Origin of the sequence: Arenicella sp. 4NH20-0111, from assembly GCF_040366405.1 — a bacterium.
Classification (GTDB): domain Bacteria; phylum Pseudomonadota; class Gammaproteobacteria; order Arenicellales; family Arenicellaceae; genus Arenicella.
The window spans coordinates 230,195-254,209 of the sequence record NZ_BAABWF010000001.1; the positions used below are offsets into that span (position 1 = coordinate 230,195).

The 24,015-nt window shown below is 47.1% G+C and carries 18 protein-coding genes and 5 pseudogenes; 7 read left to right on the forward strand and 16 right to left on the reverse strand.

Annotated features, from left to right (window positions below; genetic code table 11):
* The first annotated feature begins 33 nt into the window (after nucleotides 1-33).
* Nucleotides 34-438 carry a DUF2721 domain-containing protein gene (locus ABWW54_RS01000; RefSeq protein WP_353409180.1) on the forward strand — a complete coding sequence of 135 codons (405 nt, stop codon included), beginning with the start codon at nucleotides 34-36 and terminating at the stop codon, nucleotides 436-438.
* A 6-nt stretch (nucleotides 439-444) separates the two neighbouring features.
* Nucleotides 445-1,281, forward strand: a complete 837-nt coding sequence (locus ABWW54_RS01005; protein ID WP_353409182.1) for a mechanosensitive ion channel family protein — start codon at nucleotides 445-447, stop codon at nucleotides 1,279-1,281.
* Between the two features lie 83 nt (nucleotides 1,282-1,364).
* Here ABWW54_RS01005 and ABWW54_RS01010 read toward each other — a convergent pair whose 3' ends face one another.
* Nucleotides 1,365-2,351: a zinc-dependent alcohol dehydrogenase family protein gene (locus ABWW54_RS01010; protein ID WP_353409184.1), complete on the reverse strand. Its 987-nt coding sequence runs from the start codon at nucleotides 2,349-2,351 to the stop codon at nucleotides 1,365-1,367.
* A 105-nt stretch (nucleotides 2,352-2,456) separates the two neighbouring features.
* On the opposite strand from ABWW54_RS01010, the gene ABWW54_RS01015 reads away from it, so the two are divergent.
* Both ABWW54_RS01015 and ABWW54_RS01020 read left to right on the forward strand, forming a co-directional pair.
* Nucleotides 2,457-3,353, forward strand: coding sequence for a LysR family transcriptional regulator (locus ABWW54_RS01015; RefSeq protein WP_353409186.1), 897 nt, complete (start codon nucleotides 2,457-2,459; stop codon nucleotides 3,351-3,353).
* A 255-nt stretch (nucleotides 3,354-3,608) separates the two neighbouring features.
* Nucleotides 3,609-3,731: pseudogene (locus tag ABWW54_RS01020) on the forward strand (helix-turn-helix domain-containing protein); the annotation flags it as partial.
* A gap of 39 nt (nucleotides 3,732-3,770) precedes the next feature.
* On the opposite strand, the gene ABWW54_RS01025 reads toward ABWW54_RS01020, so the two are convergent.
* On the reverse strand, nucleotides 3,771-4,295 hold the full coding sequence (locus tag ABWW54_RS01025) for a tetratricopeptide repeat protein (RefSeq protein ID WP_353409188.1): 525 nt from the start codon (nucleotides 4,293-4,295) through the stop codon (nucleotides 3,771-3,773).
* Nucleotides 4,279-5,451 carry an RHS repeat-associated core domain-containing protein gene (locus tag ABWW54_RS01030; protein ID WP_502907755.1) on the reverse strand — a complete coding sequence of 391 codons (1,173 nt, stop codon included), beginning with the start codon at nucleotides 5,449-5,451 and terminating at the stop codon, nucleotides 4,279-4,281. The genes ABWW54_RS01025 and ABWW54_RS01030 overlap by 17 nt, the downstream gene beginning before the upstream one ends.
* On the opposite strand from ABWW54_RS01030, the pseudogene ABWW54_RS01035 reads away from it, so the two are divergent.
* Nucleotides 5,411-5,497: pseudogene (locus ABWW54_RS01035) on the forward strand (helix-turn-helix domain-containing protein); the annotation flags it as partial. The gene ABWW54_RS01030 and the pseudogene ABWW54_RS01035 overlap by 41 nt on opposite strands.
* 18 nt (nucleotides 5,498-5,515) lie before the next feature.
* Here the strand turns inward: ABWW54_RS01035 and ABWW54_RS01040 are convergent.
* The 10 genes and pseudogenes from ABWW54_RS01040 to ABWW54_RS01080 all read right to left on the reverse strand — a co-directional run bounded on the left by ABWW54_RS01040 (nucleotide 5,516) and on the right by ABWW54_RS01080 (nucleotide 15,576).
* Nucleotides 5,516-6,298 (reverse strand): IS3 family transposase, encoded by a 783-nt coding sequence (locus ABWW54_RS01040; protein WP_353409192.1) that lies wholly within the window; start codon nucleotides 6,296-6,298, stop codon nucleotides 5,516-5,518.
* The gene (locus tag ABWW54_RS01045; RefSeq protein WP_353409194.1) at nucleotides 6,295-6,606 is read right to left on the reverse strand and encodes a transposase; all 312 of its coding nucleotides are present in this window, start codon (nucleotides 6,604-6,606) and stop codon (nucleotides 6,295-6,297) included. The genes ABWW54_RS01040 and ABWW54_RS01045 overlap by 4 nt, the downstream gene beginning before the upstream one ends.
* A gap of 135 nt (nucleotides 6,607-6,741) precedes the next feature.
* Nucleotides 6,742-6,897, reverse strand: a pseudogene (locus tag ABWW54_RS01050) (RHS repeat-associated core domain-containing protein); the annotation flags it as partial.
* Between the two features lie 511 nt (nucleotides 6,898-7,408).
* On the reverse strand, nucleotides 7,409-7,723 hold the full coding sequence (locus ABWW54_RS01055; RefSeq protein ID WP_353409198.1) for a tetratricopeptide repeat protein: 315 nt from the start codon (nucleotides 7,721-7,723) through the stop codon (nucleotides 7,409-7,411).
* A 424-nt stretch (nucleotides 7,724-8,147) separates the two neighbouring features.
* Nucleotides 8,148-8,300, reverse strand: a pseudogene (locus tag ABWW54_RS20140) (RHS repeat-associated core domain-containing protein); the annotation flags it as partial.
* Between the two features lie 231 nt (nucleotides 8,301-8,531).
* Nucleotides 8,532-11,825 (reverse strand): annotated as a pseudogene (locus tag ABWW54_RS01060) (galactose-binding domain-containing protein); the annotation flags it as partial.
* Nucleotides 11,826-11,827: 2 nt separating this feature from the next.
* Nucleotides 11,828-13,048, reverse strand: coding sequence for a DUF6531 domain-containing protein (locus tag ABWW54_RS01065; RefSeq protein ID WP_353409202.1), 1,221 nt, complete (start codon nucleotides 13,046-13,048; stop codon nucleotides 11,828-11,830).
* A gap of 427 nt (nucleotides 13,049-13,475) precedes the next feature.
* Nucleotides 13,476-13,721: an HP1242/YdcH family protein gene (locus ABWW54_RS01070; RefSeq protein ID WP_353409205.1), complete on the reverse strand. Its 246-nt coding sequence runs from the start codon at nucleotides 13,719-13,721 to the stop codon at nucleotides 13,476-13,478.
* 10 nt (nucleotides 13,722-13,731) lie between these two features.
* Nucleotides 13,732-14,529 (reverse strand): SDR family NAD(P)-dependent oxidoreductase, encoded by a 798-nt coding sequence (locus tag ABWW54_RS01075; protein WP_353409208.1) that lies wholly within the window; start codon nucleotides 14,527-14,529, stop codon nucleotides 13,732-13,734.
* A 198-nt stretch (nucleotides 14,530-14,727) separates the two neighbouring features.
* On the reverse strand, nucleotides 14,728-15,576 hold the full coding sequence (locus ABWW54_RS01080) for an enoyl-CoA hydratase/isomerase family protein (protein ID WP_353409210.1): 849 nt from the start codon (nucleotides 15,574-15,576) through the stop codon (nucleotides 14,728-14,730).
* 275 nt (nucleotides 15,577-15,851) lie between these two features.
* Here ABWW54_RS01080 and ABWW54_RS01085 point away from each other — a divergent pair, with 275 nt between their 5' ends.
* Nucleotides 15,852-16,793, forward strand: coding sequence for a 2OG-Fe(II) oxygenase family protein (locus tag ABWW54_RS01085; protein WP_353409212.1), 942 nt, complete (start codon nucleotides 15,852-15,854; stop codon nucleotides 16,791-16,793).
* Nucleotides 16,794-16,810: 17 nt separating this feature from the next.
* Here the strand turns inward: ABWW54_RS01085 and ABWW54_RS01090 are convergent, their stop codons facing one another.
* Nucleotides 16,811-17,272 carry a tRNA (cytidine(34)-2'-O)-methyltransferase gene (locus tag ABWW54_RS01090; protein WP_353409214.1) on the reverse strand — a complete coding sequence of 154 codons (462 nt, stop codon included), beginning with the start codon at nucleotides 17,270-17,272 and terminating at the stop codon, nucleotides 16,811-16,813.
* Nucleotides 17,273-17,578: 306 nt separating this feature from the next.
* On the opposite strand from ABWW54_RS01090, the gene ABWW54_RS01095 reads away from it, so the two are divergent.
* Nucleotides 17,579-18,544: a zinc transporter ZntB gene (locus ABWW54_RS01095; protein ID WP_353409216.1), complete on the forward strand. Its 966-nt coding sequence runs from the start codon at nucleotides 17,579-17,581 to the stop codon at nucleotides 18,542-18,544.
* Between the two features lie 14 nt (nucleotides 18,545-18,558).
* On the opposite strand, the gene ABWW54_RS01100 is transcribed toward ABWW54_RS01095, so the two are convergent.
* Together ABWW54_RS01100 and ABWW54_RS01105 are read right to left on the reverse strand one after the other, a co-directional pair.
* Nucleotides 18,559-22,086 (reverse strand): translocation/assembly module TamB domain-containing protein, encoded by a 3,528-nt coding sequence (locus ABWW54_RS01100; protein ID WP_353409218.1) that lies wholly within the window; start codon nucleotides 22,084-22,086, stop codon nucleotides 18,559-18,561.
* Nucleotides 22,083-23,954 (reverse strand): autotransporter assembly complex protein TamA, encoded by a 1,872-nt coding sequence (locus tag ABWW54_RS01105; protein WP_353409220.1) that lies wholly within the window; start codon nucleotides 23,952-23,954, stop codon nucleotides 22,083-22,085. Before ABWW54_RS01105 ends, ABWW54_RS01100 begins: the two co-directional genes overlap by 4 nt.
* Between the last annotated feature and the right edge of the window lie 61 nt (nucleotides 23,955-24,015).

Below are 24,015 nucleotides of genomic sequence, written 5' to 3' on the forward strand. Positions count from 1 at the left end.
GTGTAGGTTCAAGCATAGGGTACACTCCGCCCTATGATCCTTAACATCACTGACCCAGCGTTCTTGTTCCCAGGAATATCGCTCTTGTTTCTGGCCTATACCAATCGGTATTTGGCCTTAGCGAATATTATTCGTGCACTCAATAGCAGCTCCGACGATCATGATAGCGGCAACAGAATAGAACAAATTCGTTCTTTGCATTTACGCATTATTCTCATTAAATACATGCAGGCGTTTGGGGTTCTGGCGTTTTTATTCTGTGTATTGGCAATGCTGTGCCTGATGTTTGACAGACAAGACACGGGAGAAGTCTTGTTTGTTGGCAGCTTAGTCTGCATGGTCATCTCACTGACGCTATCTCTGACTGAAATCATGAAGTCAGGACAATCACTCAAAATTGAACTTGACCGCACCGAGGTCAGAAAAACCAAGTCGTAAATTTTTATGGAAACAGACATCAACGCTTACAAACAATATTGGGACCTCGCTCTGAAATACGGCAGCGAATACGGGCTAAAAATATTGCTCGCCATCGCAATATTCCTAATAGGAAAGCGAATTGCACGTGCAATCACCAACCTCGCGGTAAAAACAATGCGTAAGCAAGAGGTGGATATTGAACTTATTGGTTTTATCGACAGCTTGCTCTATTGGGGGCTCTTTGCCGTCATCGTAGTTGCCGCTCTAGGTCAACTAGGGATTCAAACAGCCTCTTTTGTGGCCATTTTAGGTGCCGCAGGCTTAGCAATTGGTTTGGCGCTACAAGGGTCATTATCGAATTTTGCCGCTGGGGTATTGATCATTCTCTTGCGCCCTTTCAGGGTTGGAGAATTCGTCGATATTGCTGGCACTGCAGGGACCGTCCATACCATTAAAATATTTACGACTGAGTTACGAACTGGTGATAACAAAGCGGTAATCATTCCCAATGCCAGGGTATTAGACAGCAATATCACCAACTTTTCGTCCACCGGAAGCCGACGTGTCGACATGGTGATTGGCATCGGCTATGACGATGATATCGACAAAGCACGCGACGTAATCAAAGGCTTAATAGCCGCTGACAGCAGAATTCTCAGCGAACCAGCTCCCATCGTTGCGGTAACTGAACTGGCTGACAGCAGCGTAAACTTCATCGTTAGGCCATGGGTTTGTTCTGCCGATTACTGGGGTGTACATAACGACATGATCGAAAACATCAAAAAGAGTTTCGACAAAGAAGGAATCTCCATTCCCTACCCACAGCGTCAAGTTCATACTACAGTCGTTGAAAATAACTAAAAGCAGGCTCAGGCGCGCCCTTAATACTCAAGGGCGCGTGATAATACAGGGCTCGCTCTCATCGCATGAATAACAAACGACGCTCAGACCGTCAACACCACCTTACCCATTGCGTTACCGCTTGCTAGATGATCGTGAGCTAAACCAACTTCGGCAATATCAAACTGTCGTTCGTCGACAATAGGCTTTAACGCCCCATTGTCCGCAATCGAGGCAAGCTCAGCCAAAATACGACCGTGTTGCTGCCGATTAACATTGTGGAGCATGGGTATAAGCATGAATACCACATGCAATGAAAGGCCTTTAAAATGTGCCGCCGTCAAATCAAGCTCCAGCATGGAAACCGTGGTTGCGACATGACCATTCAGCCTTGCTGCCTCAAAAGAGTTCAACATATTTTCACCACCAACGGAATCAAATACGACATCAAAACCAAAGCCCTCGCTATGCTGTTCAACGTACTCAGAGACTGATTCGGTGCGATAGTTAATTCCGGTAGCGCCAAGTGACTCAATCATTGATAGCTGTGCTTCACCACCGCCAGTGGAATACACCTGTGCACCAAAGTAGTTCGCCAACTGAATCGCAATATGGCCAACACCACCCGAGCCACCGTGCACCAATACCTTTTGATGTTCTTTGACTCCTGATCTCACCAGACCTTCATAAGCCGTGATTCCGACGAGTGGCAACGCAGCTGCTTCACGCATGCTCAATGATGACGGCTTATGTGCTATTAGCTTGCAATCAGCCAACATATATTCGGCCAGTGCTCCGGGTAAATCGGCTAGCCCCCCAGCGCAGCCGTAAACCTCGTCACCTATGTTGAAATCAGTAACATCACTCCCGATTTCCTCGACAATTCCAGCGAAGTCCATCCCAAGAATTGCAGGCAAAGCGGGAGACAACGGAAGCTCTTGGCCCATTTGCCTAATCATCATGTCAACTGTATTCACGCTGGTGGCCATAACCTTAACCACAACATGCCCAGGAATCACACGAGGCTTTTCAATTTCAGATTCTTCAAACACGTCACTATTGCCGTATGCGTTTACAATCATCGCTTTCATGGTCCACTATCTCTTTCACCAATTAAATTCAAAGCGATGATAGTTTTTTACTACATCAATGATAATATCGATCCATAATTAATCAGTTTATAGTTTTGCTTGATAATGAATGTAGAACATCTCAAGCTATTTGTTAGAGTAGCCTCCACTAATAACATTAGCTTGGCGGGAAAAGAGCTTGGGTTGTCTCCAGCGGTATCAAGCGCGCACATCAACAAACTTGAAGAAGGGTTAGGGGTTCGGCTAATTCACCGAACAACACGCCGCGTATCATTAACGGAAGAAGGCACGGACTTTTTGCCACACGCCAAAGAAGTGCTCGCCAGTGTTGAACTCGCTCAGGCTTCTGTTGGCTCGGGAAGTATTTCGCCACAAGGTACGTTACGAGTTACTGCACCAGCGTCTTTCGGCCGGATGCACCTAATTCCGGCACTTGATGATTTTTTGGAAAAGCATCCAAACCTGACTCTTGATCTGCGTCTTAGCGACTCAATTCTGGACATGGTTGAAGGCGGCTTTGACATTGCAATTCGAAACTCCAGCTTGAATGATTCAACTCTCGTTGCAAGAAAGCTAGCCACAGACACTCGCATACTGTGTGCCTCACCGTCATTTATTCGCCAATACGGTCAGCCTAAATCCATCCAGGATTTAACACGAAAAAAGTGCATTGGCTTGATGGGTTTAGAAGACTGGTCTTTCGATACTCCCAATGGGCCTCAATTAATAAAACCCAATAACGTGCTCAGATCTGACAATGGCGAAGCCGTTAGAGACGCCTGCGTTAATGGCATAGGGATTACGATATGCTCCGTTTGGTGCGCTTATGAACAACTTCGCGAGGGTGAGTTAGTTCATGTGCTCAAAGACTATCCCCTTATTAATAATACCGCTATCTGGGCCGTCTACCCGAGCTCAAGGTTACTCGCACCCAAGGTGCGAGCATTCATTGACTATTTTAGCGGGGTCTTTGGCGACACTCCTTATTGGGAAAAAAGTTAAGAACTTAATGAGGAACATTCAACCTAGAGACCTAAAAAGAAGATGAGTACTACGACAGCGATAATACACTTTGTAACTAATCTTTTATTGAATACGAAAACAATTCCAAGCAATCAAAGCGACGATAGTCCGAATAAAATTAAGCCATCGCCACTTAATACGCTACACCGAGTTTTTAGGTCTTTTTATCAGACATAAGCCCGGGTTACCTATAGGCTTAGGTAACCACACTTACTACACTATGGTTATAGTGTAGTAAGTTTTGAGGCCGTCAGCCAGATGAGTAATGACGAACAATCCGTTGTTCGTGAAGTATTAGAAGGGTTGATTATTAAGCATCAATCTCGGCGCTGGGATTCCAGTCGACAAGCTTCTTAATTCGGCTCTGACCCCATTTCTTATTTTGTTTGCTTTGAGTTACCAGCTATGTCGAGATTCAATTTTTAAAACTATATGTTCTTTTGAAATCATGCCCAACCTAGAAACATGAGTGGAGTAATCGTCATCTAAATTCTCTATTGTAGATGCTGCTGCATCGTAGTCAGCAGTAGCAATTTGAGCTACTGCTTGATAAAAAATACTAGATTGGTAGTAATAATAGTTTTCGTTCCTTTCACATTCAAAAATAGCCTTATTCGCCCAAGCCGCACAGTCGTAGTAGTTTTCAACTTTCCAAGCCGCTAAAGCTAATTCATACAAATCTGCTGGCTCCTTAAATTCTAAACTAGCAAGTTCTTGTCTTGCTTGATACGCATCGTCAAATTTACCAAAATCTTCCAATACATCGGCTTTCTTTCTATGCAGTGAATGTTCAGACGGGAATTGTTGAATCAGAGTATTAAAAGCCTCCATGCACTTCATAAACTCACCTGACCGAGCCAATTTATCGATTTTCTGTAGCTCTGTTAATAAGTAATTACCCATTTTAGAACTTCCTCCCATAAGGCTTCTTCTTTCGACCATAGTCTTTTTTATTCCCTCCACAGCGCTCGGAGACTAAACCCGCAGCACAAGACTCTACATCAGTAAATCCACCTGTTACTCCAGTTACGCTCCTCTTTTTTCTTCTTCCTGCTCTTTGTTCCATTTGTTCCATTTGTTCCATAATCAAGTCTCGACAAGTTCGTCGCGCTTCTCGCCACTCTTTGTCGCAATCGTCTTCATCGTCACATTGCTTTGGTTGAGAGTCCTTAGGTCCATTATCCGGTGGGGCGGCACAAGATCCACCTGATTCCGTGACTAATGTTTTTATTGCACTACCTATTCGATAAACCGCATAACAAACACATGCGATTTCTGAAAACGGCCCTGGCTCCGCTATTAAACCAGCAACACAAGTACCAACTGCATTTTGACCAGTTGGATCTGTGAACCCAACTGGATTCCCCCCAACATACCCAAACGTATTCAATCCACCTCTTAACCCAATCGGATCGGAGGTTAAGTAACGGCCCGTTTGGGGATCATAGTAGCGATGCCAGTTGTAATACAATCCACTTTCCGAATCATAATACTGCCCCGGAAAACGGTGGTTATTCACAAACTGTTCAACGCTGATGTCGGTTTTACCAAACGACGTGTACTCCGCCTGCCAAGTGACCACATTATCACGATTAACCGCCATCTGGGGGGTCATTAAGTGGTCGTTAACAAAAAAGTGTACTCCGCCTTCTTCCTGTGGTTGGTTCATGCCGTTGGCGGCTTGCAGTATTTCCACCTCGGCTAACACCATGCGACTTAGGCCGCTAGACTGAACCCTCACGTACCGTGCGGCCGTATTTTGAAAGCTCATATCCAAACTGGCCCCGAAAAAACTGCCCGCATGAAAGGCGTGCTCGATGGCCGGATCGGCAACCAGGTCAGCCACCGTTTGGTTTCCGAACGGCGTCGGTGATAAGAACACGTAAAAGTCCGAAAGCTCCGTTGAGTATGGCGCACTGGCTTCGATGCGTTGATAAAGCCGCACCACATCCACGCTCTGTTGAGACCCCAAATCAACTTGCCACCAAGGCTCTGACACCGTGTTGGTCAGACTGACCGACCCGCCGTTAAATGACGAACAATCCGCTGTTCGTGAAGTATTAGAAGGGTTGATTATTAAGCATCAATCTCGACGCTGGGATTCCAGTCGACAAGCTTCTTAATTCGGCTCTGACCCCTTATCACTCAATATATTTAAACACGCTTTGCCGCGCCTGTTCCTTTGTTCGATAGTCTTCGTGATCCACAAGCTCACTTTTTAGACTGCCAAAGAAGCTTTCAGCGACGGCATTATCATAACAATCACCTTTTCGACTCATGCTACACAGACCGCTATTTTCGGCTATTAGAGCCCGATAACTAAGTGATGCATAGGTTGAGCCTCGATCTGAATGAACAATGATTTTCGTGCGTACTTTTCGCCGCCAGAACGCCATGGTCAGCGCGTCGATGACAAGCTTCGTATTATTACGATCACTCATCGACCAACCCACTACCTTGCGTGAGTAAAGATCAAGAACAGTCGCTAAGAACAACCAACCTTTACGCGTACGGATAAACGTCGTGTCCGTTACCCAAGCTTGGTTTGGCTCTGGTGTCGCGAAGCTTCGACGTAATCGATCTGGCGCGGGCTTAGTGGTCGATTTTGAGTCTGTGGTTACAATGAACTTCTTAACGACCTTAGACTGTATATCTGCCTGCTTCATCAGCCTACCGACTCGCTGACGGCTCACTTGTTCGCCGTCGTCAACAAGGTCTCGTTGTATCCTTGGAGCACCATAGATATCGTTACTGGCCTTGTGAAAGCATCTAATCTTGGTCGTGAGTTGTCGGTTTTTCTTGGCCGTATTGCTCATTGGGCGATCGACCCAATCGTAGTAACCACTGCTTGAAACACTTAGTACTTTACAGAGCGTTGAAACCGAATAAATCGAACGATTCTTTCGTATAAAGGCGTACCTCACTTGAGCTCTCGAGCAAAGTACGCCGCGGCCTTTTTTAGTATTTCCACCTCTTCGCGCAAGCGTTCATTTTCTTGGCGCAACGTCGCCTCTTCACTTTGAGCGGACTTAAGTGGTCTACCTGGTTTGGCCTTAAAGCTAGACTCACCTTTAAGCTCCAGTTGTTCCTTCCATTTGTAGAGCAGGTTGCGGCGAATTCCAAGTTCAGCGGCAATTTCAGAGGCTGGCCGCTCTGACGTTTCCATCATGCGAACAGCTTCAAGCTTGAACTCTTTGGGGTAAGTTTTATAGGGTCTTCGTTTGCTTGTCATTAGGATACTCCTGAGAGATCATTGTCTCTCATTTAAAGTGTCCGTCAAACTATGACAGCTTCAACCTGACCCCTTATTTGTATTTGTGACCCCTTATTTGCTGGGTATCGGTTTTGGTGCACTAATCACACCCTCTAAAGCCAACGCATTTAGGCCATCAGGATCAATCCAATAAAGAGGATTCCCCCCAGCATATCCGTATGTATTCATACCTCCTCGTAACCCAATCGGATCAGAAGTAACATACCGCCCCGTCTGCGGATCATAGTACCGATGCAGCCCCACCGACGCGCATCATAACTATGTGAGATTAGGGCCTGCCCAAATTTCTTAAAGGGCAAAACGCAAGACCTGACCCCGTATTTTTCCTACTAAACTACAACAACAGCTAGAGCGAGTCAGTGCACTGCCTCGCTCTAAGCAAAAGTTTGTTATTGAGATGATCGATACTGTGATTCAGCAGCAGGCTTCTTAATTCGGCTCTGACCCCTTTTCATTTGACGTTTCCATCATGCGAACAGCTTCAAGCTTGAACTCTTTGGGGTAAGTTTTATAGGGTCTTCGTTTGCTTGTCATTAGAATACTCCTGAGAGATCATTGTCTCCCATTTAAAGTGTCCGTCAAACTATGACAGCTTCACTCTGACCCCTTTTCATTAAGTCAGATGAGTAATGACGAACAATCCGTTGTTCGTGAAGTATTAGAAGGGTTGATTATTAAGCATCAATCTCGGCGCTGGGATTCCAGTCGACAAGCTTCTTAATTCGGCTCTAACCCCTTATCACTATTTACCCCTTGTGCGTCAACCAGGTTGGAAGCCTAGAGACCTAGCTTCCCTAAACCAAAATTTCGATGCCTCTAAATCAATATTATGAGTAATATAGAAAGTTCCTAGATTATGAGCAGATTGGGCATGCCCTCTCTCTGCCGCAAATTTCAGATAATATTCTGATTTATCAGCGTCAATTTCACAATTCAATCCAAATTGATATGCGAGCCCTAAACAACCACAAGCATCAATATGCCCGCTTTTAGCAAATTCTAAAATTACATCAAACCCGTCGTAAATTTCAAGATGAAAATTTCTAATTTCTTGGTCTATATTCGTCTCAAACATTTCACTATAGTCCGTAAGCTTTTCTAGCTTTAGGCCCCATTTTAGATGTATCAACTAAACATGTCTTTTTATCTATAGGCATGCACGCAAGCTCTTTATCTTGAGGGAAAGTATACATTTGTGATTTATTTCGATACATACACGTTTTTGTATCTCCACCATAATAAACTTCTCGAACAAACTCATCACTACATTCCTCTTCCCCATCATCACACTGCTGAGGTTCTGAATCTGCTGGCCCATCTGCAGGCGGAGCTGAACATGACTCACCTTCAGACGTTACAAGTGTCCTGATCGCGCTTCCTATACGATAAACCGCATAACAAGCACATGCGATTTCAGAGAATGGCCCAGGCTCAGCTACCAATCCTGTTACACAAGCACCTACTGCATTTTGACCTGTTGGGTCTTTCAGTTTTAATGGATTCCCCCCAACATACCCATAAGTATTAAACCCCCCATCTAACCCAATCGGATCAGAAGTAACATACCTCCCAGTCGTCGGATCATAGTACCGATTCCAATTATAATGCAGTCCACTCTCAGCATCATAATACTGCCCAGGAAAACGGTGGTTATTCACAAACTGTTCAACGCTGATGTCGGTGTTACCAAACGAGGTGTACTCCGCCTGCCAAGTAACCACATTATCACGATTAACCGCCATCTGGGGGGTCATTAAGTGGTCGTTAACAAAAAAGTGTACTCCGCCTTCTTCCTGCGGTTGGTTCATGCCGTTGGCGGCTTGCAGTATTTCCACCTCCGCTAACACCATGCGACTTAGGCCGCTAGACTGAACCCTCACGTACCGTGCGGCCGTATTTTGAAAGCTCATATCCAAACTGGCCCCGAAAAAACTGCCCGCATGAAAGGCGTGCTCGATGGCCGGATCGGCAACCAGGTCAGCCACCGTTTTGTTTCCGAACGGCGTCGGTGATAAGAATACGTAAAAGTCCGAAAGCTCCGTTGAGTATGGCGCACTGGCTTCGATGCGTTGATAAAGCCGCACCACATCCACGCTCTGTTGAGACCCCAAATCAACTTGCCACCAAGGCTCGGACGCCGTGTTGGTCAGACTGACCGACCCGCCATTGAATTCTGGGTCGACGTTGCCATCGATCGCGCGACCGGCAAGACCACCAGAATAGGTGGAAACCTGCGACGACATTTTACCCTCAGCCAGGTTAACCCAATTACTTGGGTTGCCGGTTGGGATGCCCATCACTTGCATCTCAGCAAAATGCAGGTAGTTTGTCCCCGAAAGTTGCAGTCGAACGTACTGGCCTTCGGCGCCCGGTGTGGGTATGTGAACCGAATCCCCTGACAACGTGCCCACGTGGTGATACTGCGCGACTTGAGCGTCGGCAAGCAGATCCGCTAAGGTACGTTGACCAAACGGTTGGTCGGAGACAAGGACGTAAAAGTCGGCCAATCGATCACTGTCCACGTCAACGCGGTTGTGAATGGTGATCGAATCGATCGCTGAATCGGCCCCTAAGTCAACCTGCCACCAAGGCTGAAGACGGCTAGATGTGTTAGTGACTGACCCATTGCCGTAGATGCCGTCGGTGTTTCCGTCTACCGCCCGAGAGGCCACCGAACCGTTGATGGTGTCTATTTGCGTGGCCACTTTGCCAACCGCCAGATTGACGGCCGAGGTCGGGATGACGGTTTCGGGCAATATCGCCGCAATGCGTTCTCCGTCAGCGTACACGTACTCGATGGCGACCGTGCCGGTTCGATTACTTTCCGCAATGACGTTGCCGAGCAAGTCATAGTGGTAAATCGTTAACTCGCCACCAGCGGCTTTTTTAGCGCGCAGCTGTTGGTAATTATACCGATACTGACCAACGGTTTGGCCACCGCTGTCTATCTGCGTAATTCGCCCGGCGTCGTTGTACGTGTAACTGCGTCCGGCCGCATCGCTCAACACTCGACCAGACGGATCCACGCTCACCGCTGCGCCGTTGTTGGTGTTTACTCGGTTACTGTTCGGGTGATACGTTAATGGCGTTACCAATAACCCTTCGCTGAACTGCTCTCGGTTGCCATTGGCGTCGTATTGGTAATCGCGAATCAAGTTTCGGATGCCATCGCTTTCACTGGTCAGACGGTCCAACACATCGTAGCCGTAATCTCGTTCCACTGAATTATCCGACGCGTCAGCGCTCAGAATATTACCGTTTGAATCGTAGAGATAATCACGGCTGTACGCGCCCGCCGCGTGACTCACCAAGCGGCCTTGGTTATCGTACACCTTAGCTTGAGACAAGCCGTTGCCGTAATCTTGACTGGTCCAGAGACCATCTGGCCGATAACTTCGATTGGCTATCAGGTTATCAGCGTTGCCATCGGCGTCGGCCGTGTCAACGCCGATCAGTCGCCCAATCGCGTCCCGAGTGTAGGACACCGTGCGACCACTTGGGTAGGTAATGCCACTGACTCTATTGGCCGCATCGTAGGTGTACTCGGTCACAAACAGACCAATCAATACGAAATCTAAGTCTCTTTCGTACACACTCTCTCTGACGACATTGCCCCAGGCGTCGTAATCGTAAAACCGCACACCAGACGCGTCTCTAACGCGGCAAAGCCGGCCCATGCTAAACGCACAGTTGTTTGCGTCGTATCCGTACCTCACTTTTTCGGAGGCCGTCGGGTACAACACGTGAGTTAACCGATTAAGGGCGTCGTAAACGTAGTTCGTCACCACACCGCGCGCGTCGGTCATGCTGAGCACGTTGCCCGCGTCGTCGTGCGTATAAAGGATGGTGCCGCGGTCGGCGCTGATTTCCTTGGTTTGGTTACCCAAATCATCGTATTCGTACTGGGTCACGGCGCCATTGGGCGCAGTCACTTGACTTAATTGATCCGCAACGTCGTACTGATAATCCGAATTATTGGTTAGCGCGTCCACGGTGGTTGTTAACCGGTCCAACGCGTCGTAGGTATGGCCAGTGGCGTTAATGTTAGGGTCGGTCTGTGAGCTGACGTTGCCCACGGCGTCGTTCACCAGTTGCGTGACCGAACCGCCATTATTGATTTGCGTAATGAAGTTTCGATGATTGTATTGCGTTGCAACACTGCGCACTAATAGATCATTTGAATCGAGTATCGATTCATCAGTACGGTTGCCTTTGGCGTCGTAAACGTACCGAACTTTGTTGCCCAGATTGTCACTGACCTCGATTAAATCGTGCGCCGCGTCATACACGTAATGTTGTTCACTGCCATCCGGATTAACGACGTTGACCAACTGGCCGGCGTTGTCGTACGCATAAGTGGTCACGCGCGCAGCGCCCGCCGTTGGCGTTTGAGTAATACTGGTCAGCCAGCCACGCACATGGTACGCGTACGTGGTGACGGTGCCATTGGCGTCGGTGCTTTGTAATAACCGCGCGGCGGCATCATAAGCGTCGTACGAGGTGATGTGCCCCAATGCATTGGTGACGCTCTTAAGTTGGCCGCACTCGGCGCCGGTGTTGCAGTCGTAGTATTCAAACGTGCTGATGTCATTAACGTCGGTTCGAGGGCCGTCTATGGCCGTCACTTTGCCCACCGCGTCGTGCGTAAAACCAGTGGTGCGCGTCACCGCATTGCCCAACGCATCAAACCCGTTAACGGTGACGGACGTAATGTTGAGGTTCGCGTCGTACGTGTTGACCGTTTCTTTGCTGCTGCCCAGGTGAATGGACGGCGAGATGGTTCGAGTCACCAGATCCGTGTCCGCGTCCACGTATTCATAAGTCGTTGTTCGTGCGTTAACCGTGCCCGCGGCTTCGGTCGTTGTCAGCCGCTGATTGGTCGCGTTATAGGTGTACGACGTGACTCGCCCTTCGGCGTCGGTGCGGGTCAGTAAATTACCATTGGCGTCCCACGTTAAGGTGGTGCTCTGGCCGTCGGTTTGGTTTACTTTGCTCAGCAACTTTTGTTCGCCCAACACCGATTGAAACGTCCATTGCACTTGCGTGCCCACCGCGTCCGTGACCGTGGTGGTGTTAGCACTGGCGATAGGAGAAGAACCGAGTGTTAACGCGACACCGAGTGTGAGCGCAACGCCCATGACAACCGACTTAACTGTGTCTTTGTTCGTGTATTTCATGACTATTGCCCTCCATCAAAATCAAGACTGAACTTCTCTTGACCAACGCCATTGGTCGTCGTCGCGTGTTCTGTCGAGATCGCGCGCCCATCGTCTGCGTAACTAAACGTCGCGTAACGATCGCCGTTTTCATCGGTGATCCCCGTTAAATGATTGGGGAAATCCAGGTCTTCGTAATGATAGAGCTTCTTCGGATTGTCGGTGTCGTCCACCGTGTCATCAGGGTAAGCAACGGAGATTAAATTGTCGTTTGCGTCGTAAGCATAGCGGTACACCAAGCCCAATGAGTCCGTCACGGTGTCAATGTAACCATCAAGGTAGCTAAAGCCCATGGTGTGCCCATAGTGATTGGTGATCTGGGTCAGCTGAGCGTCTTGATCATAGGCGTACGTTGTTTGCTGACCAGACGCCGAGAGTAAACTCAACAGTTGCCCGTCCAACGTGTACATTTCAACCGATCCGTCGCCGTTGGTTAATTCAAAGTGGTTAACGGTTTCGACAACGGCAACCTTACTGTCGGCTTCGCCTTGCCACACTCCGCCCACGTTTTGAAACGGCTCGCCTTTACCTGTGCTGGACACGCGTATTAGCGTATCCGCCCAAACCACCAACTTCTTATGGTGGTTACTTTGCCAACCTTTGCCCAAGCCGATATCGGCCAAATTGACACTATTATAAGAGCGAGAGAACGTAAAACCTGCGTGAGAAAAATCCGTTTCAGATTGGTATTTGTTACCCGTAGCCACATTGCACGGGTTACCTTCGCCGTTTTCACAAGGACTGCCACTGTCTTGGGTTGGCGTGCACCCTTCGGCGGTGGGCAACGTGTTTACCCCATTGGGGCTTGGGCAAGCATCTTCGCAGAAACCACCTGCATCAGGTGCGTCAAAACCACTCTCCGTCTCGCAAACGGATGAATTATCACTACAGCTAAGAATTCGTGCAATGTTACCGTAGCCATCTCGACAAACTCTGGTGGTTCCATACACACCGTCATTAACCTCCAACACCCAGCTTCCACACGAGCGTTCAGCGGCGTCATCTATGGATGAACCGTAAGTCGGCCCCCCATAACTGTAGTAACACACACCACCCGAAGTCGGCGGTGTATTCTGAGCCACTGACGTCCAGGACACCGATGACAGTAAACAAAATAAAACCAACCCACTCATGGTGACCCGAGACAAGGTCAACCCACCCCAATTACACAATCCAAATTTCATTATTTTTATGCTTTTCTAAAAGACTCAACCACCATCGTGGACCCACTTAACAAGGTGAACGAAACCTCAGAAAGTCCGGTGAACCAGTGGTTATGAACAGTAACTTAGACGTAAAACCCGTTGATAAAAACGATTCCTTGTCAGAAGATTACTCCCTATATTTGAGAGCGGAAGATACACGATAAGTGTAAATCTGAACAGCGCCTCAGCGAATAACTAACGAATTTGTCATACGACATGCCGCGCACTAAGAAAATAGTTAAGTTGGACTAGGATTAAAATCCCACTAGATAATTAACCTTAGCGCACCAGTCGCTTAACGCCCATTATGTTAAATATCACCAAGATCGCGGGCAGTTTTGAGTCTTACAGGTATTGTTAGAATCCTAACTTTCGAGCTGTGACACCAGATACCAATATCTGCAACTTAACTTCGATATGAGATTAATTGTCGATAGAGATCGTCTTTCAAAGTCGCTCTTTCTTTTTTCATTTCCAACATAACAGCGTCGCTGACTGGAGAATTTTTAAGCTCCAATTTTCTAATATCAAAGTCCAGTTCATCGTACCGCTTGGCATCTTGGGCAAACGATTGGTTTGAAGATATCAATCTGAGGATGAGTTCTTTAAATTGAGGAAATTCAGATAATAGTGAATGATTTTCGCCTAACATAGTTTTTACCTTACGCTAAAATTTCATCGAGTTTGTTCACAACGTTTCTGTTTTTATTTGAATTCAGCGCATCGGAGTGAGGCTGACTAAACACACCTTTATCATTGTCAAAGTACAAGCCCGACGCGTCAGAAAATTCATCTGACAGTGCCGCTCTTGATAAAACATCTACGCCAATTTGCAAGTCTTTACCCTCCATTCCATACGCTTCTTTAACCATATTACTTCCCAAAAAAGACGCTGGGTTGACGGCTATAATAGCCGGGCCCTCTGCCCCTTGTGTTTCGGCCATGTGACGCGACCACATCGTCAGTGCAAGCTTACTTTGCGCATACGCCAAATCATCTGTTAAATAGTTCGCTTTTCCCAGTGCGGAGATATCCACCGGCGCTTGAGCCGCAGAGGACAGGTTGATAACGCGCGCATCTCGCCCTAACAACGGCATTAGACTTAACGTTAAAAGGTACGGTGAGATCGTGTTCACAACAAACCTAACGTCAATTCCATTGTCGGCGGTTTTGTTAGCGACTTTATAGACACCGGCATTGTTTATTAAAACGTCAATACGTTGGTGCTCTCCTGCAATCTGTTCCGCAAGCGCTCTCACCTTATTAAAATCAGATAAGTCAGCCGCAAAAGCTTCAATATTAGCTTCACCGAATTCGCTGGACAGCTCCTCCTTAACATTCGCAAGCTTTTCGACACTTCGGCCATGCAATAGAACCCTATGCCCTAACTTTATGAATGCCTTGGCCGTAGCTTTACCTATTCCATCGGTAGAGCCTGTTATTAGTATGATTTTGTTCATTAGTTTTTAATTCCTGGTTTTAAACAGTGGCTAGACCTAAGCTGTTGGCCAATTTCCACCATTCATTTCGTTTACTATGCAGAGCGAATATTCTTAATCATGACCTAGGTCTCAATTCAACCCAAAGAGTAACCTCTGTCGCGGCTACTCTTGGTTCAAATATTTAGGCCAATGGCCAATGATGTTTTGCAAATCTGTTTAATCATTAACTTCCTGAATGTCCATCACCATATTTTCCCAGTTGCGCTGATTATCCATATCAAACTGGGCACCTTGATCATCGGCCCAGGCGAAACGAGTTAGTGCAGCGGTTTTACTCGTCGCTTGATACAACCAGTAAGCTTCGGCTTTTAGTGCGTCACCTATCGGCTTATCTATCGATTCATAAACAGTTTGTTTGCAAGCATTAATCGACTCTGCTGGAAACTGAGCAATACGCTTGGCGAGTTCGTCGACGTATTCACCTATCTCATCCGGATCAAGCGCCTTATTTATAGTGCCATAGGCTTCGGCCTGGTCGGCATCGAAATCACGTGCGCTCAGCACAATTTCCAACGCGCGCCCCAGTCCTACTTGGCGTGCCATTCGAGACGCTCCGCCTCCACATGGCAGGATGCCCATACCAACTTCCATTTGCATGAACTTATATTTTCCACGGGCTGCAAAGCGCATATCGCACGCCAAAGCAAACTCATGCCCTCCACCACGCGCCATCCCTTCGAGTTTTGCAATGGTCGCTTGAGGAACCCGGCTGATTCGTTCCAAAACAGACTGCAGGTCCAGCAACTGCACTTCCTCTCGACTAACCACTTCAGAGGACATGTCTTTCAATAACTCAGTATCGTAGTGGCAAACCCATATTTCCGGGTGAGCAGACTGAAAAACGACAACCTTTGTTTCACGGTCACGCTCAAGTCTCATGGCCAGAGAATTCAAATCCTCGAGCATCGCTTGCCCCTGGACATTGACTGGCGGAAAGTCAATTGTCACCGTCAAGACACCATTGTCTGCAACAGCATTAAGTGTTTTAAAATTTTTGTAGTTCATCTCACATTTCCTCATGTTAAGCATGGTTAATTCAGATTGAACCGTACACTTATTCGATAATATTGATAATAGTGATAAATATAGAATCAGAATATTCATTTAATTGACAATAGAGCAATGCAATGCAACATCGAATGAATAACAGCCGCCAGCCTTATTATAAAAAATAACTATATTCTGATTCTATTTGGCGCTTATTTATAAAAGATAAGCCATAGAATAGAGTCTTGTTCTGATCATTACGAGCCCATCAACCTAAATCTGGAGAACGTAAAATGAAGAACGCCTCTTTTTCAAACAAGCAATTACTACCGACTAACCTAGCTAAGGCTCGCGCCCTAGAGCTTCCGTCCCGTGCTGCAATGCTTAACAGAACGTCGTCCGCTCTGGAGTTTTGGGAGCAACATAACAGGTTGCTCGCTAATGCTTGGAGAGAATGGGAAACGACCGAGAACATAAGACTTAATAACATCGACGATATATTGATGGATCCTAAAATCCGTAGTGCCGTTGAACAATCCTGGGATGACCCAAGCAATGAGAATAAGGTCAAAGAAATGTGGGAGGAGGTGTCACCAGGAGTCTTTCAATGTCAGTTTTTTGATCCTGAACACCTCGCAACTCTGCGCCAATATTTGGAAAACTGCGCAAGCGCGGCAATTCCTATGAGGCCTCCCTATGGCATTGCACTTAATCGATTTGGCGCCATGCTTGACGAGCGGTCAGAAGGTTTTTTAGCCGCGCCTAGCTTTCAATCTTTTTACCGCAACCTTCATGACCGATATATGCGCCCTATAGCGCGTTTGCTGTTTCCTGAAATAATTGGCTTCGACACTCAAACCTTTGGATTTTCAATTCAATACCAACCCGATATGGACACATCCCTGCGCCTTCATTCCGACGCATCCGCTGCCACATTAAACGTCAATCTTAATTTGCCAGACGAAACTTATTTGGGGTCAGAGGTCGATTTCTACGACCCAATTTCAGGAAAAGCAAATAGGCTAACGTTCAAACCCGGAGTTGCGATGCTCCATCGAGGCAGCGTGGCACACGCAGCTCAACCAATCACCGGCGGCAAACGAACGAACTTTGTACTCTGGCTGTATGGTGATCGCATGCAATTACCGTCTCGGTCGGAAACTGGCCAATTGATTACGCCTAACGAACGCTGGTCAAAACCCTCGGAAAACAAAGACAAGTTTGCTCCGTTCTAAGATAGCGTTGAAACTAATCACGCGCCATCAAAGCCAAGTTGACGCCAAGCTTCATAGACGACAATGGAGACAGAGTTAGATAGATTTAGACTGCGATTATTTGGCTGCATTGGAATCAGCAGTCTGTCCTCTGGACGGAACAACGCCATAACGTCATCGGGCAAGCCACTGGTTTCAGAACCAAAGACCAACACATCATCATCGCGAAAGACCACATCTGAGTATCGTTGCTGACCTTTCGTAGTGATGGCAAAAGCGCGCGAAGGTTGGACTTTATCCATGAATGCGGAGAAATCGGGGTGTCGCGTTACTCTACCTAAATCGTGGTAGTCTAAGCCGGCTCGCCGTAGGGCTTTCTCTTCTAACTCGAAGCCCAAGGGTTCGATGAGGTGCAAATGAAACCCCACATTTGCCGACAGTCGGATGATGTTACCGGTGTTCGGAGGTATCATTGGATTGTGTAAAACGATGTGCAACATGCTTCAAAATTCTTAAAACGGATTCAGCTGCAAGAATACACCGTTTTTACATGCTTCTTTAAGCGTAGTTTAAAATTAGTTGGGCTTGCCACGACGACTTATTTACCCGACGTTTCGCTTAGAATTTGTCGACTGGCATCAACATACTAGAGTCATAAGATAAGCAGAACCATCTCTAGCAACCCAAGATAAAGCGTCAACTTTTGTACCGTGAAGTTAGGCGAGCATCACTGATATTCGAGTCTGAAAAAACTCCGACAAAGAGAGTGAGACTCCCACACTCCATCACTCTGTCGAGACAAAATCATGAGCGAAGCCCCCATCTTTATTCACCACTATAAAATAAACCAAGACAAGAGTTTTGACTCTCCTGCTGCGATCGAAAAACCCGAGCCTGACTCACTACTTTGGCAGCATATAAACTTAGGCTTGCCCGGCGCCATAACTTGGCTGCAGGAATCCTCTAATATTGATACCGTGATATTCGAGTCTTTAACCGCCGAAGAAACAAGACCTCGATCGTTTACCACCAAAAACGGACTACTCGTGGTGTTACGGGGGGTTAATAACAACCCCGGGAACGACCCTGAGGATATGGTCTCAATCCGATTGTGGATTGAGAGAAACCGTGTTTTAAGTACTAGAAACAGAGCAATGTTAGCCGTGAACGATATTGTTAAAAGCATTGAAGCGGGTGAACCACCACTGACGTCGGGGGAGTTTCTGACACGCCTTGTCAACCAGCTTGCCGACAGAATCGGAGACTTCGTCAATAGCATAGAAGATGATATGAGTACCGCTGAGGACGGCCTTGAATCTTCAGAGCCCAGTCAATTGAGAGCGACACTCGGCACATTGCGTAGACAAATAGCGTCAGTTCGTCGATTTCTAGCACCTCAACGAGATGCCCTAGATCGATTGAACCACGTCGATTCGGACATTTTAAGCAGCCGTGACAAACAACGCTTGCGAGAGGAGTCTGATCGTATCTCTCGTTACCTAGAAGATCTCGACCTAGCACGAGAAAGAGCTATTGTGTTGCAAGAAGCATTTCTAAGCCAATTAGCACAACAGCAAAATACCCGCATGTATGTATTGTCTGTAGTGGCCGCCGTATTTCTACCTCTGACGTTTGTGACAGGCTTACTGGGAATGAATGTAGGCGGCCTACCTGGCACCAACAATCCCAATGGCTTTCTAATCGCCACCATTATCATGACCTGTGCCGCACTTGGACTGTGCCTGATATTTTTATGGAAGAAATGGTTATAAAAGGCGACGATTCACTATCGCTCAATTTGATAACGTAGGTCCGCTCCGCTATCCGTTCCTAAGTCGGCCTTAATCGACCATGCCCGGCTTAATGTGTATCGCAACATTAACGATTGGGCCGCATCAAGCAAACCATACCCATAGCCTACGTAAAATCTTGAGGACAGTTGTTTTCCGGCTTGAATATTAGGCGTGCTTCCCACCAAGTTTAGTTGCAAGTCAGTCAGGCCTAATCGGCTCTGTAGATCCTGAGTCAATTGAGTAATGGTACTGCGCCCATCGCCTCTTAGAGAATTCGCTATTTGCAACAAGACCAGGCCGTCTTTTGATCCTAGCGCGCTAATTGATTTTCCAAAAATCAATACCGACAGAACATCTTGGTCGGACATGGACGGCGTGGAATACAAATTAAGCGAGGGCGCGCTGGCTCGGCCACTTACTTGAACACCTGCTGTAATTTCCTCAACGGTTTTTTGCGCCCTGAATTGCAATCCAGGATCATCAATACTCCCTCCATTGAATACAAGACGCCCTTCGTCAATATCTAATTTCTGACCATAGGCTTGATATCGACCGTTTTTAATGTCGATTCGGCCATCCCCTCTTAAGATACTCTGAGGGGATTGATACGCACGTAGGCTACCAATGAGCATGGCATCTAAACCCTGCGCTTGGATGTGAGTGTTCTCGCCTAGATCTATCGTTATATCAATATCCTGCATCATCTGTGTACGGTCAAACTCTGCGCCCTTTAGCACGACATCGTTGGACGCCAATACCGCGGTCTCAGGCAGCTTAAGATCGATGTCTGCGCGATCGATATGTATCCCACCACGAACCTTAGCTAATGCACTGTTAATTTTGGCATTTAACTTAACATCGCCCACCACCGTCAATTCGTTAGTTTGAGCTAAGGAGAGGTTATTCCCCGTTGCGTCTACCGAAAAGGATGGTTTAGCAAAATCACTCAAGTCCAAAATTCCGTCAAGAATCAACTCACCGTCTCCGAGTCGAGTAGTTCCTTGCAACTCTATTTGCGAGCGGCTATTAGTTGTGGCATTTAACGTAATCTGATCTAGAACAACTCCCAACTCAGGTATTTCGAATCTAGCGTCAGTTAAACCACCATTTAGACTTATGGCCGGTTTAGTGGGCGTCCCTGACAAAGATGCTCGCGAATCAAGCTTGCCATTGAGCTCTACTCCACCAAAAAAGCTGGGAGGCAGCGCATCTAAGTCGTCGATCATCAAAAAACTGGTTCCAGCCAGTGTTGCGGTATCAAATTCCGTAGACCCGTAAGGCGCACCCACAGAAACATCCAGACTGAAGCGGCCCGCTTGATCAAGCTCCATGTTCGAAAGGAAAGACAAGGTCGCTGCTTGATTTAGAGTCATGGTGAAGTCATTGAAGTCAATGAACTTGGGCACGCTAGACTCTTCTTCAATTTCCAGCCAATTTATCGTGCCCTGCTCGGCGTTCAGCCTTGCTGTCACTGATGGGCCCTTGGTTTTACCATCATACTGATACTCAAATTCACCATCTAACGCACCGTCAAGGGTTACGTCAGAAGACTGGATCAAAGTATTAAGCATGGCCAGTTGTAACGAACGCACTCTGCCCTTCAGCCTTTGACCCGCTATGTCTTTGTGCCCTTCAACACAAACAGATTGTTGATGACTCACCATGCAGGTTGGCGAAAGACGATACAGCCCATTTTTGTAACTCACGGACGCACTGTCTCTCAGTGACCAGTCGCCAGCGATGGTGTCATCAAGGTCCAATGTAGAAACGTCTCCAGACCAGTGATAGTCAGACGACGCAGACGCTTGCCCGACCTGTCCTTTAAACTCGAGCATGAGAGGAGAAGAGTTCGCTAAAATCGCATTTAACTTTGACCGATGATCACTCATCGTTCCATTAACTTGCATCGCCACATCGGCAACCATTGGTTGGCCATCAACTGACAGTTCGCCCAACTCCAAGTCAACATTGAGAGGAGCCTCTAGATTACTGGCCGATAGCCCAGCATCAACAGAGAAACCCTTGAGTAGAATATTGTCGTATTGCAAGGCGGCTGTGCTGCCGTTAAGTTCTATATCGGGACGACTCAATGGCCCTTGGAGACTGCCGGTAAGAACTAACTCTCCGCTTGCTGATGGCAAAAACTCCCCTATGTTTTTTGAATCAATGGTCCATATCAAGTCTGAGGATTGAGCTAGCACACCCGATGCACCGATCACGGTCTGTGGCGTGATCAACGATAATTTATTTACATTCACGAATGACTCAGCCGCGATAAAATCCCCTGATATTCGGTTAGTTACACCTAAGGCTGAGCCAGATGACTCCAAGGTAATTCTTACTTCTGAACTTGGCCCGACCACCGCAAAGCTGCCAGTTGAATTTATAGCGCCAGACAAACTGGGAAGCATCACTGAAATGTTCTGCCATTGGCCCATTAATGACGCTTCGCCGCCAGATAACTTCACAAAGTCCATCATCTCTTCAATCGTGCCATCGATGTTTAGATGCCCTAGCCCGTCGCTACTCTGAAGGTCTAGCTTTTCAATAGAGAGGTCTCTGCCATCAAACTTGGCAGTAATATCCGCGGCCCAAAGACCATGATCGACAATTTCAATTTCCCCATCTCCGCCAATGATGATATTCGCGCCCTCCAAACCTAGGCCGGGTGACACGACTCCACTGAACTCCATCATTCCCGATTTTAGCGTTACGGAGTGATCAATAAAATCCGGAGCGATACCCTGCCCGACTTTATCAACGCCTTTCAAAAACACTTCAAAACTTACTTTATCAGTCAGAACCTGTCTAAATGACGCATTCAGTTGAGCGGCGAAAGGACTTTTTAAATTCTGAGATAAATGCAGTTCACTCCAATTGCCATCCAATGACCCAGAAAACGACGTCGTGTTGCCATCAACAGTCCAATTTACCGCATTGCTGATGTTGACCTCACCGCCAGTGATATTTTCAAGATCGACCTTCGCCTTAAAAGACGCTGTATTTTCTCCCTGCACCAGTTCTAAGTCACGCAGCTCAACAATACTGTCAATGGCGGATAAGGAAGCGGAAAAGCTATCCGCGGAAAACAATTCTTTGTTATCCTGCGTAACACGCAAGCCATTAACCTTAGCACGGCCGATCAAGACGTCGATCGGAAGCTCAACTCCGGTCCATGGCTGATACAACGTGTCATCGTTGTCCGTCGCAACCGCCAGGTTCACTGATAGATCATTAATCACGGCATTTTCAACGTGGAGCCTACCTCGAATTAGATCAAACGCTCGCCATTTAAGCTTAACCGGCCCCATACTCAGGGCGGTCCCAGATACCGTGTAACCGATTTTCTGCGCGCTAAAATCCGTCGCTGTTCCCCTCGCCTTTTCAATCACAACATCGGCTGGCAAAAAACGTACCAGGGTTGTCAAACCAAATTGTGTTTTCAACAACAATATTACCGAGATCGAGAGAATGAGGCTGACGGCTAGACCCCACTTCAGAATTTTACGAACTCGGCTCATAAATGCGTGCCAAAACCAAAATGCAACCGCCAAGGGTCGCCATCAATATCCAACGCAGTCGCTAAATCCAAGCGCAACGCACCGAATGGCAGCCTCCAACGCAAACCTATACCTGCACCACGTTTGTAATCGGGGCTGGTGTTAAAGGCGTCTCCAGCGTCAAAGAATGTTGCCAAAGCCAATTCGTTCTTAAGAGGGTGTTGATATTCTATACTGCCAACAATTTCGTTCTTAGCGACCGTAATTTCGCCATTACGCATTACTCCAATGCTTTCAAAGGAATAGCCGCGCACACTTTCATCGCCCCCCGTTAAAAACCCTAATGATTCGGGCAGTCGTTTTGGATCGTCAATCAGACTTCCCGCAAGCTTGAAGCGAAATTTGAGCCTTCCTTCCATAAACGGATACAGCACATTAGCGGAAAATATCGCTTGAGCCAGATCTATGTCAGACCCGAAGCTCTCACTCCCTGCACGCGCCGACAATGAGGCTTCCCAACCCTTGTTTGGAAAATAAAGATCATCAACGCTTGTTTTCTGCCACCCAATGCTGGGCATGAGCAAGTCAGTCACCAGTTCTTCGTTCATTAGCTCGTCATTCAACGAAAAGGAGCGCTCACGACTCGCTTGCAGACCAAAATTCAATTGAGCTCCTCGCCAGTCTAATAAAAGCTGACTTCCGATCGAAGACTTTTCAAAATCTCGAAAATCATCGCTTTCTTCCAAGGTGGCATAAAAATCTAAACTGTCAGTGGCTTTTCGAGTTAAGGGAATTCGGTAATTTAAATTAGCTGACTTTTCTATTTGCGAACCACCTAATCGAACGTTCAGGTTATGCCCTCGTGAATTAATACGACGGTTTTCATACCCGACTCCGCCTCTCACACCGGTGTCGGTACCCACGCCAATTTCAAAACTGTAAGATTGCTTTTTAGTTGGCGTTAGCTTAATGACGACCGGAACCGTAGACGTCGCCTGATCAAGCTCGCCAGGCTGAACATCCACAACAGAAAAATAGGGGGTCGCAGCGAGCGCCTTTTGAGTCTTTGCCAGGGTATCAATGTCATAGGCTTCGTCCGGTTTAACGGAGATGAGCACAGCCAAGAGGTCCTCATCGATGAGCGGTTTCGACGTACTTGTATTCTCCCCCTTTGTGTCATCAGCGAGATTGGTCTTCTTGGATAGCTCATTGCTCATCCATTGAACTTCATACCCACTAACGACGTACCGTTTTCCCGCATCAAAGTGCATTGTAATATCGGCAAACGAGCGCGTTTCATCTATCTCAATTTCGCTCTTGACATACCTCGCATCAAAATAGCCTTGCCGCAAAGCCAAGGCCTGCAAATTTCGTTTTGCGGCTTCATACGCTAAATGAAGAAGACTGCCACCTTTTCTTAGGGGGTAATCATTGCGCCATTCAGTAAACATTTGCTCGGCTTGTGTGGCACCAATAAGCTGCAAATCAACTCGACGAACTAAGACAGGCTCATTCAAGTCAATCCGATAAACCAATTTATCTTCAGTGCTGACATCGGACCTCTCGCCGACATTGCCAGAGACCTTAGTTACAATCGTGTTATAGAAACCAAACGGTTCAACGGCTTGAAGCACTTCATCCTTTACTCGACCTTTTAAACGGCTAAGCTCATTTGCTCTAAATGGTGTTCGGGACTGCAAACGATTAACTAATCGTACATGTCGCCTGATGTTCTCCAACACCTCTCCTTCTACACCTTCAAACTCTACAGTTAGGGTGGCTTGGTTATCCTCTTGTTCGGTCGCTGCGCTTATTAACACTGGCCAGCTGCCCATAAGCAACCAGCAGACATAGACGACCAAGGTTCTATTAAAAACGTTATTTAGCACAATGTATTATATAACTTGTTATAAGCAGTCTGATTAGCGGCACAATTGCCGTTAGGCATCA